Annotated in this window: 11 protein-coding genes; all 11 read left to right on the top strand. The window is 68.4% G+C overall.

Annotated elements, in window-relative coordinates; all coding sequences use genetic code 11:
* The first annotated feature begins 43 nt into the window (after positions 1-43).
* Positions 44-1,102: a pilus assembly protein PilM gene (locus AC5QAB_RS03470; protein ID WP_014038321.1), complete on the top strand. Its 1,059-nt coding sequence runs from the start codon at positions 44-46 to the stop codon at positions 1,100-1,102.
* Positions 1,102-1,986 (top strand): PilN domain-containing protein, encoded by an 885-nt coding sequence (locus AC5QAB_RS03465; protein WP_087923501.1) that lies wholly within the window; start codon positions 1,102-1,104, stop codon positions 1,984-1,986. The genes AC5QAB_RS03470 and AC5QAB_RS03465 overlap by 1 nt, the downstream gene beginning before the upstream one ends.
* On the top strand, positions 1,983-2,639 hold the full coding sequence (locus tag AC5QAB_RS03460; protein ID WP_005418916.1) for a type IV pilus inner membrane component PilO: 657 nt from the start codon (positions 1,983-1,985) through the stop codon (positions 2,637-2,639). The genes AC5QAB_RS03465 and AC5QAB_RS03460 overlap by 4 nt, the downstream gene beginning before the upstream one ends.
* Complete coding sequence (locus tag AC5QAB_RS03455) at positions 2,639-3,172, top strand: pilus assembly protein PilP (protein WP_005418914.1); 534 nt, start codon at positions 2,639-2,641, stop codon at positions 3,170-3,172. Before AC5QAB_RS03460 ends, AC5QAB_RS03455 begins: the two co-directional genes overlap by 1 nt.
* A gap of 21 nt (positions 3,173-3,193) precedes the next feature.
* Entirely contained in the window at positions 3,194-5,164 is a 1,971-nt protein-coding gene (locus AC5QAB_RS03450; RefSeq protein WP_197561496.1) for a type IV pilus secretin PilQ family protein, read from the top strand.
* A 173-nt stretch (positions 5,165-5,337) separates the two neighbouring features.
* Positions 5,338-6,363, top strand: coding sequence for an AAA family ATPase (locus tag AC5QAB_RS03445; RefSeq protein ID WP_197561495.1), 1,026 nt, complete (start codon positions 5,338-5,340; stop codon positions 6,361-6,363).
* An 8-nt stretch (positions 6,364-6,371) separates the two neighbouring features.
* Complete coding sequence (locus tag AC5QAB_RS03440; RefSeq protein ID WP_197561494.1) at positions 6,372-7,301, top strand: DUF58 domain-containing protein; 930 nt, start codon at positions 6,372-6,374, stop codon at positions 7,299-7,301.
* Positions 7,298-7,747 (top strand): DUF4381 family protein, encoded by a 450-nt coding sequence (locus tag AC5QAB_RS03435; RefSeq protein WP_014648253.1) that lies wholly within the window; start codon positions 7,298-7,300, stop codon positions 7,745-7,747. The genes AC5QAB_RS03440 and AC5QAB_RS03435 overlap by 4 nt, the downstream gene beginning before the upstream one ends.
* The gene (locus tag AC5QAB_RS03430; protein WP_014648252.1) at positions 7,744-8,748 is read left to right on the top strand and encodes a vWA domain-containing protein; all 1,005 of its coding nucleotides are present in this window, start codon (positions 7,744-7,746) and stop codon (positions 8,746-8,748) included. Before AC5QAB_RS03435 ends, AC5QAB_RS03430 begins: the two co-directional genes overlap by 4 nt.
* Complete coding sequence (locus tag AC5QAB_RS03425; protein WP_495233157.1) at positions 8,745-10,583, top strand: VWA domain-containing protein; 1,839 nt, start codon at positions 8,745-8,747, stop codon at positions 10,581-10,583. The genes AC5QAB_RS03430 and AC5QAB_RS03425 overlap by 4 nt, the downstream gene beginning before the upstream one ends.
* The gene (locus AC5QAB_RS03420; RefSeq protein WP_197561492.1) at positions 10,580-12,295 is read left to right on the top strand and encodes a BatD family protein; all 1,716 of its coding nucleotides are present in this window, start codon (positions 10,580-10,582) and stop codon (positions 12,293-12,295) included. The genes AC5QAB_RS03425 and AC5QAB_RS03420 overlap by 4 nt, the downstream gene beginning before the upstream one ends.
* Positions 12,296-12,322 lie beyond the last annotated feature (27 nt).

Here is a 12,322-nt window from a genome sequence, read left to right as displayed (position 1 = left end):
GCGCAGGTCTTGCGTCCAAGTGCCCGTCGGCAGGGGAGAAACCGTGGGGCTCATCCCAAAAAGTCAGTCGCCGCTCGTAGGCGTCGACATCAGTTCGACTGCGGTAAAGCTTTTGCAGCTGTCCCGCAGCGGCAATCGTTTCCGCGTGGAACATTACGCTGTGGAACCTCTGCCGCCCAATGCGGTGGTGGAGAAGAACATCGTTGAAGTGGAGGCCGTGGGTGAGGCCATCCGTCGGGCGATGAACCGTTCAGGCAGCAAGGCCAAATTGGCCGCTGCCGCCGTCGCGGGGTCGGCAGTGATCACCAAGGTGATCCCGATGCCGGCCGATCTCGACGAAAACGACATGGAAGCCCAGATCGAGCTGGAAGCGGTCAACTACATTCCGTATCCGATCGAGGAAGTGAACCTGGACTTCGAGGTGATCGGGTCGATCCCGAACAACCCGGAGATGGTCCAGGTGCTGCTGGCCGCGTCGCGTTCGGAGAATGTCGAGCTGCGCCAGTCGGCGCTGGAACTCGGTGGCCTGCAGGCCAAGGTGATGGACGTGGAGGCCTTCGCGGTCGAGAACGCCTACGCCCTGGTCGCCAGCGAGCTGCCGGTATCCATCGACGGCGTGGTCGCGCTGGTCGATATCGGCGCCACCATGACCACCCTCAATGTCCTGCGCGGCGGCCGCAGCCTCTACAGCCGCGAGCAGGTGTTCGGTGGCAAGCAGCTGACCGACGAGATCATGCGCCGCTACGGGCTGAGCTACGAGGAAGCCGGGCTGGCCAAGCGCCAGGGCGGCCTGCCGGAAAGCTACGAGATGGAAGTGCTGGAGCCGTTCAAGGAAGCCACGGTCCAGCAGATCAGCCGCCTGCTGCAGTTCTTCTATGCAGGCAGCGAGTTCAACCGCGTCGATCACATCGTGCTGGCCGGCGGCTGCGCCGTGCTCGGTGGCCTGCCGGAGATGGTCGAGGAACAGCTGGGTGTGCCGACCGTGGTCGCCAACCCGCTGGCGCAGATGACCCTGGGGCCGAAGGTGAACGCACATGCGTTGGCCCAGGATGCCCCCGCGCTGATGATCGCGACCGGTCTGGCGCTGAGGAGCTTTGACTGATGGCACGCATCAATCTATTGCCCTGGCGCGCCGAGCGGCGCAAGCAACGCCAGCGCGAGTTCTACGCAATGCTGGGCATGGCCGCTGTCGGTGGCCTGCTGCTGTCGCTGATGATCTGGTTCTATTACGACCGCCAGGTGAGCGGCCAGATGGACCGCAACGCCTATCTGGAAGCCGAGATCGAGAAGGTCAAGGAACAGAACAAGGAGATTGATCGCCTCGACGCGCAGAAGGAACGCCTGCTGGCCCGCAAGAAGGTGATCGAGGAGCTGCAGGCCAAGCGCTCGCAGATGGTCCACCTGTTCGACGCGCTGGTGCGCACCATCCCCGACGGCGTGGTGCTGACCGCGCTGAAGCAGGAAGGGGATGTGCTGACGCTGGAAGGCCGCACCCAGTCCAACGCCCGCGTTTCGGCCTACATGCGCAACCTGGAGACCTCCGGCTGGATGACCAACCCGGAGCTGTCGATCATCGAAGCGCGTGACCCGGAGAAGGACAAGGACGGCAAGGCCGGCCCGCTGGCCGACATCAAGGCGCTGCCCTACGTGTTCGTGGTCAAGGTGAAGCTGCCGGCACAGAGCGAAGAGGTTTCGGCGACGCCGGGCCTGAACGCCGATGGCTCGGTGGCGACGGCTGCTCCGGCACCGGTGGCTCCGTTGGCCGCAGGTCCGGATGCCGCGACGCCTGCGGCTCCGGCAGCGGGCCAGCCGGCAGCGGCTCCCGCCGCACCGGCCGCTGCACCGTCGGCCACTCCGGCCAAGCCTAACCAGCCGGCCGCTCCGGCCGCCGCGCCGGCCCCGGCACCTGCCCCGAAGCCTGAGGGCAGCCGCCTGGCGCAGCCGCCGCAGGCCTTCAATGCGCTGCTGCAGGGGGACCGCGCATGAGCCAGAAGATCGACATCAAGAACCTGGATTTCAACGACATCGGCAACTGGCCGCAGAAGGCCAAGATCGTCTTCTGCTCGTTGCTGGCGCTGGTCATCATGTTCGTGGCGTGGATGCTGCTGATCAGCGGCAAGCGCGAGGAACTGGCCGGCCTGGAATCGAAGGAAGTCGAGCTGCGCACCGAGTTCACCAAGCAGCAGGAACGCGCGGTGAACCTGGGGCCGCTGAAGCAGCAGCTGGCGCAGATGGAGCAGGTGCTGCAGCAGATGCTGCGGCAGCTGCCGAGCAAGACCGAAATGCCCGACCTGATCATCGACATCTCGCAGACCGCGCTGTCCAGTGGCCTGACCAACGAGCTGTTCGAGCCGGAGCAGGAGCAGATCAAGGAGTTCTACGCCGAAAAGCCGATCAAGCTGCGCATGGTGGGCAGTTACCACCAGTTCGGCGCGTTCGTCAGTGGCGTGGCCTCGCTGCCGCGGGTGGTGATCCTGACCATGCATGACATCAACCTCAAGCCCAAGGAAAAGACCGGCGGCAACGTCCGCAGCGGTGCACTGGAACTGTCCGGTACGGTCAAGACCTACCGCTACCTCGACGAGACCGAAGTGCAGGCGCAGCAGGCGGCCGACGCTGGCAAGGAGGGCAAGAAGTGATGCGCGCGCAGACCGTACGTGGTGCGATGGTGCTGGCTGTGCTGCTGCTGGCCGGTTGCGGCCGTGGCGTGACCAGCACGCCCGGCGACGCACCGAACCTTGAGAAGTGGGTGGAAGGCGAGCGTGCGCGACCGGCGCAACCGCTGGAACCGCTGCCGGTGATGCAGCAGTTCGAGACCTTTGAATACTCCGCGCAGGGCATGCGCGATCCGTTCACCGATGCCTGGACCAATCCGCAGCAGGGGAACGGCGGATTGCGACCGGACCCGAACCGGCGCAAGGAGCCGTTGGAAGGCTTCCCGCTGGATGCGCTGGACATGGTCGGCACCATCGGCACCGGTGCAGGCACCGTGGCGCTGGTGATGGGGCCGGACAAGGTCACCTACCGGGTGCGCCCGGGCGGTTACCTGGGGCAGAGCGACGGGCGGGTCACGGCGGTCTTCGAAGACCGCGTGGAGCTGATCGAACTGGTGCCGGATGGCGCGGGTGGCTGGCTGGAACGGCCGGCAACGCTCTCGCTTGAAGATCAATGATCGTTTACTGGGGATAGCACGATGACCTTTCACCAAGCCAAGGGGCTGCGTCCCATCCGGCGCTCTACCTTGAACCGTGTCAGCGCGCTGGGAGTCGCGCTGATGCTGGCCTGTGCTCCGGCGCTGGCTGCCGCACCGGCGGAAAAGCCGGTGGGCGCCACCGTGGCACCGGCCGCCGCGCCGGCAGGCCTGTCGGTGGCCAAGATCGATTTCAAGCGTGGCGATGACGGCGCCGGGCGCCTGATCGTGCAGTTCGACGGGCAGGGCGCGATCCCTGACCTGCGCACGCAGGGCAACAGCGTTGTGGTCGACGTCGGCAATGCCCGACTGCCGGCCAACCTGCAGAAGCCGATGAACGTCACCGACTTCGCCACGCCGGTACAGCGCATCGACGCCAAGCCGTCCGGTGCCGGCACCCAGCTGGTGCTGAGCACCGGTGGTGCAGTGGAATCGCTGGCCTACCAGAGCGGCAACGAGTACGTGGTCGAGATCAGCCCGCGGCAGGCCCAGGCCGCCGTTGGCGCGGTCACCGCCGGCAGCGTCACCCAGGCGGCCAAGGCCGTCGGCCAGCGCGGTTTCACCGGCAAGCCGGTGACCTTCAACTTCCAGGACGTGCCGGTGCGCACCGTGCTGCAGTTGATCGCCGAGGAGTCCAACCTGAACGTGGTTGCGTCCGACTCGGTGCAGGGCAATGTGACCCTGCGCCTGGTCAATGTGCCGTGGGACCAGGCGCTGGACATCGTCCTGCGCGCGAAGGGCCTGGACAAGCGTCGCGACGGCAGCGTGATCTGGGTGGCGCCGCAGGCCGAACTGGCCAAGTTCGAGCAGGAGAAGGAAGACGCGCGCATCGCCATCGAGAACCGCGAAGACCTGCAGACCGACTACATCCAGATCAACTACCACAGCGCCACGCAGATCTTCAAAGCGCTGACCGAGGCCAAGGGCATCGGCGGCAGTGGCGGTGGTGGCAGTGGTGGCGGTGGTGGTGGTTCCTCGCAGGAAGACAGTGGCTTCCTGTCCTCGCGCGGCCGCATCGTGGCCGACGAGCGCACCAACACGCTGATGATCAGCGACATTCCGAAGAAGATCGCGCGCATGCGCGAGCTGATCAACGTGATCGACCGCCCGGTCGACCAGGTGCTGATCGAAAGCCGCATCGTCATCGCCACCGATACCTTCGCCCGTGAGCTGGGCGCGAAGTTCGGTGTCAGCGGCAGCCGTGACAACGTGTACTTCAGCGGCAGCCTGGATGCCAATGCCGAGACCCGCAAGTCGCAGGTCGCGACCGACCTGGCCAATGCCAAGGCCGAGCGTGACTGGGAAGCCGGTGGCCGGGTCGGCCCGCCGCCGGTGAAATCCGGCTCGGCGATCACCCGTGGCCTGAACTGGAACCTGCCAGTCGCCGCCGCCAGCAATCCGGGTTCGCTGGCGCTGTCGATCCTCAATGCCGGTTACCTGCTGGACGTGGAGCTGTCGGCCATGCAGCAGGAATCGCGAGGCGAGGTGATCTCCAACCCGCGCGTGGTCACCACCAACCAGCGCGAAGCGATGATCAAGCAGGGCAAGGAGATCGGCTACGTCACCATCAGCGGTGGTACCGCTGGCGGCGTGGCGACGCCGAACGTGCAGTTCAAGGAAGTGGTGCTGGAGCTGAAGGTCACCCCGACCATCACCAACGACAACCGCGTGTTCCTCAACATGCAGGTGAAGAAGGACGAAGTCGACCAGCTGATCCAGCTGGAAGGCTACGGCACCGTGCCGTCGATCAACCGCCGCGAAGTCAACACCGCGGTGCTGGTCGAGGATGGGCAGACCGTGGTGATCGGTGGTGTCTACGAGTTCACCGATCGCAACAGCATCAGCAAGGTGCCGTTCCTGGGCGACGTGCCGTTCCTGGGCAACCTGTTCAAGAAGCGCGGCCGCAACAAGGACAAGGCCGAGCTGCTGGTGTTCGTCACCCCGAAGGTGCTGCGCGTGGCCAAGCAGAACTGAGCCCGCGCCACCCGCGAAACGAAGAAGGGCCGCCATGCGCGGCCCTTCTTCGTTTCCACAAGTAGATCCACGCCATGCGTGGATGGGCCGTTCAGCCGTTCTTGATGCCAATCGCAAGGCACCCTGCGATGATGTCGGGAACCCGTGCCGTCCTGCGCCGGTCAAAGGCCCCCATGAACCTGCCACCGCCGATGCCCGAAACTGTCTCGCCGCCGCCCGCGCCGGCAACCTCCCGCCTGCATGCGGCATTCACCCAGCTGCGCGATGCGTTGTCGGCCGAGATCGTCGGCCAGGTGGCACTGGTCGAACGCCTGCTGATCGCGCTGCTAGCCGACGGCCACCTGCTGGTGGAGGGCGCGCCGGGCCTGGCCAAGACCACGGCGATCCGTGCACTGGCCTCGCGCCTGGAAGCGGACTTTGCCCGCGTGCAGTTCACCCCGGACCTGCTGCCGGCCGATCTGACCGGCACCGAGATCTGGCGCCCGCAGGAGGGCCGTTTCGAGTTCGTGCCCGGCCCGATCTTCCACCCGATCCTGCTGGCCGACGAGATCAACCGCGCGCCGGCCAAGGTGCAGTCGGCGCTGCTGGAAGCGATGGGTGAGCGCCAGGTCACCGTTGGTCGCCACACCTACGCACTGCCGTCGCTGTTCCTGGTGATGGCCACGCAGAACCCGATCGAGCAGGAAGGCACCTTCCCGCTGCCGGAAGCGCAGCTGGACCGTTTCCTGATGCATGTGCGCATCAGCTACCCCGACCAGGCCGCCGAATCGGAGATCCTGCGGCTGGCCCGCGAGCGTGCCCGTGGTGCATTGGGCGAGGCGGCACCGGCACCGGAGAAGCTGCCGATGCAGGATGTGTTCGACGCCCGCCGCGAAGTGCTGGACCTGCACATGGCGCCGGCGCTGGAGCGTTACCTGATCGAACTGGTGCTGGCCTCGCGCGATCCATCGCGCTACGACGCCGGCCTCGGCCGCCGCATCGCCTGGGGGGCCAGCCCGCGTGGCTCCATCGCACTGGAACGCTGCGCACGTGCGCGCGCCTGGCTGGCCGGCCGCGACTTCGTCACCCCCGATGATGTGCGTGCGGTGGCCGCCGACGTGCTGCGCCATCGCGTGCTGCCCAGCTATGAAGCCACCGCCGAGGGCTGGGACGGCGAGCGCCTGGTGCAGGAGCTGCTGGCCCGGGTGCCGGCACCCTGAGCCTGCGCATGACCGATCCATCCCTGGAACAGGCACCGTCTGCGCTCGAAGGTGACGGGCTGCGCCCGCAGCTGGCCGAACTGGTCGCGCTGCGCCGGCTGGCACAGCGGCCACCGCCGCCGCGACGTGGACGCACCGGCAACGCAGGGCAGGCGCCGTCCCCGTTGCGCGGCCGCGGCATGGAATACGCCGAGTCGCGCGAGTACGTGGCCGGCGACGACGCGCGCCACATCGATTGGCGCGTGACGGCACGCACCGGCCGCGCCCATACCAAACTGTTCCAGGCCGAGCGCGAGCGGGTGAGCCTGATCGTGGCCGACACGTCGCCGGCGCTGTACTTCGGTACCCGCGTGCGCTTCAAATCGGTGCAGGCCGCACGCGCGGGTGCTGTCGCCGCGTGGTCGGCGCAGCGCCGTGGCGATCGCGTGGGTGCGCTGCGTGGCAGCGACCGCGAAGCGCCGATCGCCCCCGCAGGTGGTCCACGCGGCGTGCTGCGCGTGCTCGACGCGCTGACCCGCTGGTACGCACAGCCGCCAGCCGACGATCTGGGCCTGGAGCGCGCGCTGGATCATGCCGGTCGCGTGCTGCGCCCGGGGGCACGCATGCTGGTGCTGGCCGATCCGCAGCAGGCCATCCGCATTCCGCCCGCGCGCTGGAGCGCGCTGGCCCAGCATCACGATCTCAGCCTGGTGCTGCTGGTTGATCCGCTGGAACTGCATCCCCCCTCGGCGGCGCTGCAGTTCCAGACCGCACAGCAGCGCATCGGCCTCGACCTGCGCCGCAGTGAAGTGCAGGCGCATTGGCAGGCACACTTCGTCGAACCGCTGCAGGAACTGCGGCGCCAGCTCGGCGCACGCCGTGTCGATGTGCAGGTGCTGTCCACGGATGCGCCCAGCGACGCGTGGCTGGCGCCATCACCGACCGAGGTGCCGGCGTGAGCGCCGCGCTGCCGCTGCGCGATGTGCAGTTGCCACCGGCACCTTCATGGTGGCCGCCTGCCCCCGGTTACCTGATGGTCGGCGCGGCGGTTGTGCTGGTGCTGTTGGTGATCGCCGTGCTGATGTGGCGGCGTCGCCGTCGCCGCCAGCGTTGGTTGCAGCTGTTCGATAGCGAACTGGCAGCCACCACCGACGCTGCGGCCGAACTGGCGGCCATTGCCGGATTGCTGCGCCGTGCCGCACGCCGTGCAAAGCCGGGCAGTGAATCGCTGCGCGATGATGCCTGGTGGCAGCGTGTAGACCCGCAGGGCACGTTGCCCGATGCGCGTCGCAGCCTGCTGGCCGAAGGCGCGTATCGCCCACGCGTCGACAGCAGCGACGTGGCGGCCGTGCGCAGCTGGGCCCGCGAGCGCTATCTGGCGATGCTGCTGGAGCGCCGCCGATGAACCTCTGGACGACCTATTGGCCATGGCCGGACCTGCAGCTGGCATGGCCACTGGCATTGCTCGCGCTGCCGTTGCCGTTGCTGATGCGCTGGTGGAAGCGCCGTGCAGAACCGGGCGCCGCGCTGCGTGTGCCCTACGCCGCCGCCGAGCTCGAAGCGCTGTCCGGTGGGGGCCGCGTCGACGTGTCGTGGCTGCGCACGCTGCTGCTATGGCTGGGCTGGTGCGCGCTGTGCATCGCGCTGGCACGGCCGCAGCAGCTGGGCGAAGCCATCACGCCGCCGCAGCAGGGCCGGCAGATGATGCTGGCGATGGACGTGTCCGGCAGCATGGGCGAGGGTGACATGGTGCTGGGAGCCCAGGCGGTTGATCGCCTCACCGCGGCCAAGGCCGTGCTGGCCGACTTCCTGGATCGTCGTGCCGGCGACCGCGTCGGCCTGCTGATTTTCGGTGATCGCGCCTACACGCTTACGCCGCTTACCGCAGACCTGGCCAGCGTGCGCGATCAGCTGCGCGACAGCGTGGTCGGCCTGGCCGGGCGCGAGACCGCCATCGGTGATGCCATCGGCCTGGCGGTGAAGCGCCTGCGCAGCCAGCCGGAGGGACAGCGCGTGCTGATCCTGTTGACCGATGGTGTCAGCAACGCCGGTGTGCTGGAGCCGCTGCGCGCCGCGGAAGTCGCGCGCGCCGAAGGCGTGCGCATCCACACGGTTGCATTCGGCGGCGATGGCAGCATGCGCCTGTTTGGTATCCCGATTTCCACCGACCAGGATCCGGTCGATGAGGCCACCCTGAAGAAGATCGCCAGCATGACCGGTGGCCAGTTCTTCCGCGCGCGTGACACCGCGCAGCTGGCCGGGATCTACGCCGAGCTCGATCGCCTGGAGCCGGTCGCCGCGAAGGGGCCGAGCCTGCGTCCGCGCGAAGAACGCTATGCCTGGCCGTTGGGGCTGGCGTTGCTGCTGGGCGTGCTGGCCTGGCTGTGGCCGGAGCGTCGCCGATGATCGCGTTTGCTTCGAATCTCCCCGATTTGAGCGCATTGCACTTCCTGCGACCGGAGTGGTTGTGGGCGCTGCTGGCGTTGCCCCTGATCCTCGCGCTCGCGGTGTACCGGCAGCGACGCAGTGATGCGTGGCGGCAGGCGGTGGACGCACACCTGTTGCCACATCTGCTGGCCGCGGGCGCGAAGCGTCGAGTGCGCCTGCCATGGGCGCTGCTGCTGGGCTGGACACTGGCATCGCTGGCCATGGCCGGGCCGAGCTGGCGCCAGCAGGCACAACCGATGTTCCAGGCCAGCGCACCGCTGCTGGTGGTGCTGGACCTGTCCAGCCGGATCACGGCAACCGATCTTCCGCCGTCGCGCCTGCTGCAGGCGCGGGCGAAAGTGGGCGAACTGCTGCGCGCGCGCCAGGGCGGGCAGGTGGGGCTGGTGGTGTATGCCGATGATGCCTACACCGTGGCGCCGCTGACCGACGACGGCAGCAATGTTGCGTTGTATCTGGATGCGCTGTCGCCGGACGTGATGCCGCGTGATGGCCAGCGTGCCGACCGCGGCATCGACTGGGCGACACGCTTGATGCGGCAGATCGGCGCGTTGCAGGGGCAGATCCTGCTGGTCAGCGATCAGGCGGACAGCGAAGCTGCACTGGCGGCGGCGCAGGCACGCAGCCTGGGCCTGCAGGTGTCGGTGCTGGGCCTGGGCACGCCTGCCGGTGCGGCGTACCGCGATGGCAATGGGCAGATCCGCCAGGCCGCGCTGGATGAGGGCAGCCTGCGTGCAGTCGCCACTGCCGGTGGCGGCCGCTATGCGCGCATCTCTGCCGATGACGGCGATCTGCGTGCGCTCGGTGTACTCGACGCGCGCGACGGCACGGCGGCGCAGCGGCCGGGCGAAGGCAAGCAGTGGCGTGACGAAGGCTTCTGGTTGCTGCCGCCGGTGATGCTGCTGGCATTGCTGGCCTTCCGCCGTCGCGCGGTGCTGGCCGCGGTGCTCGCGGTGGGTCTGCTGCCATGGATGAATGACGCGCAGGCGCAGGCCCCTGCGACGCCTGTCTCGCAGCCGGCGCAGGGCACGCTGTGGAAGCGCAGCGACCAGCTGCAGCATCAACGCCTGGCCGAGGGGGTTCAGGCCTACCGCAGGGGCGACTTCGCCACTGCACGCAGACAGTTCGAAGGCATCGACAGCGATGCCGGTTGGTACAACCTGGCCAACACGCTGGCACGCGAAGGCAACTACGACGACGCAATTGCCGCCTACGACCGCGCGCTGGCGCTGCATCCGGGCATGGCCGATGCGGTGGCCAACCGTGCCGTGGTCGATGCCGCACGCAAGCGCAGGCCATCCGGGGGCGGCCAAGGCCAGGATCAACAGAAGCCACCGCAGAACGGGCAGCAGAAACAACCGCAGGGCCCGCAGGGCCAGCAGAACCCACAGGGACAGCCGAAGCAGGGCCAGCAGCAACCCGGCCAGAGCCAGCCGCCGTCGGGCCAGCAGGGCCAGCCCAAGGCGGGTGACAACAACGCGCAGTCGGAGCCTCAGCCTGGCGAACGTGGCCGCGATGGCCAGCAGGCACCACCGCAGGTGGAAGATGCCAAGGCGCAGGCGCAGGCCGATGAACAGCAGCGCCAGCGCATGCAGCAGGCGATGCAGCAGGCACGCGAGGGTGAGGCCGGCAAGGGGGGCAAGCCAGTGCCGGGTGGTGAGGGCCGCACGCCGCGCCAGCGCGAGGAGCAACAGGCGGTGGAGGCATGGATGCGGCGTGTGCCGGATGATCCGGGCGCATTGCTGCGGGCCAAGTTCCAGCTGGAAAACGAACGCAGGAAGAGGGAAGGGCGATGACGCGGTCGATCAACATGCACGGGCACTGGCCTCGACAGGTACTGGCGGCGCTGCTGTTGTGGCTGCCGCTGCTGGCCTGGGCGCAGCCGCGCGCGTGGCTGGACCGCGACCGCATCGCGATGGGCGACACGGTCACGCTCAATGTCGAGAGCGACCAGGGCGCCCCTGACTTCACGCCATTGCGCACCGACTTCGACCTGAGCGGGCAGACCAGCAGCCGCCAGGTGGAATGGAGCAATGGCAGCATGCAGCAGCGCAACCTGTATGGCGTGGCGCTGACACCACGACGTAGTGGTGCGCTGGTGGTACCGGGCCTGCAGGTGGGCAGTGTGCGCACCGCACCGCTGACGCTGCAGGTCGATGCGGCCGCCGTGGCGGGGCCCGACAGCAATGCGATGGCCTTCATCGAAACCGTTGTCGATGACGATACGCCGTATGTGCAGCAGAGCGTGGGCGTGGTGGTGCGGCTGTACTTCGCCTCGCAGCTGGCCTCCGGCGAGCTGGTGCTGGATACCCCGGCGGGCGCGTCGTTGCAGCGTGTGGGCGACGACCGCACCGATGTACGCCAGGTCAACGGGCGCCGCTACAACGTGGTCGAACGGCGTTTCCTGCTGATCCCCGAGCGCAGCGGCGCGTTGCGCCTGGCCGGTGCCCGTTTCAGTGGGCGCAGTGCGGGTGGCTTCTTCGACGACTTCTTCGGCGGTGGCGATGGCCGCATGAATGCCACCGGCGCAGACCGCACGCTGCAGGTGCAGGCACAGCCGGCGCAGGCCCCGCAGCCGTGGCTGCCACTGCAGAGCCTGCAGCTGCGCTACACCAGTGCGCCGACCAGTGCCCGCACCGGTGAGGCCGCCAACGTGGTGGTCGAAGCGGTTGCCGAAGGCGCGACGCGCGCGCAGTTCACCGACCTGCCGGTGCCGGATGTCGGCACCAATGCGCAGGTGTTCGCCGAACCGGCACAGTACGAAGAGACCTTCAACGGCAGCACGCCGCGCCTGAAGATCACCCGCCGCTATTCGATCGTGCCGCGCCAGCCGGGTTCGCTGGTGGTGCCGGGGCCGCGCCTGCCCTGGTGGGATGTGCGTAACGGCAAGGCGCAGGAGGCGAAGCTGCCGGACCTGACGCTGGCCGTCGCGGCCGGCACCGGCACCGGCACTGCCTCACCGGCGCCATTGCCGCCGATCGACACCGATGCCGCGCTGCCGGGCGCCGATGGCCGGGACAGCCGCATCGCCGCGACCGATCCGCGTGCCAGCGGCCTGTCCGAGCGTCCGTGGCCGTGGATGGCGGCGGCCATCGGCCTGGCGTTGCTGTGGCTGCTGACTCTCCTGTGGGGCTGGCAGCGAGGTCGGCGCCCGCGCGCAGTGGCGCCAGTAGCGGGCAAGGCCTCTGTGCCGACTGCGGCGGGCGGGCGTGCCGGCCTGGCAGAACTGCGCCGCGCGCTGGATGGCGAGGGCTTCGACCAGGTGGAAGCACAGCTGTGTGCGATGGCTGGTGTCGAACGCATCGAGCAGGTCATCGCGCGGCTTGGGCATGCAGCCCAGCGTCAAGTGCTACAGGACCTGCAGCAGGCGCGGTGGGGCGGGCAGGGGGATCTGGCGCCGCTGCGCACGCGCCTGCGCGAGGTCTTCCGTGACGGACCGCACTGGTCGGCGGCTGCGGGCACCGCCGACACTGACCTGGCGCCGCTGTATCCGCCGCGGCGAACCTGAACCGGCGCCGCTTGCGCGCTTTGTTAG

The organism is Stenotrophomonas sp. YJH_SMC_127 (assembly GCF_059372445.1).
This window is presented reverse-complemented; position numbering and strand designations above follow the sequence as displayed.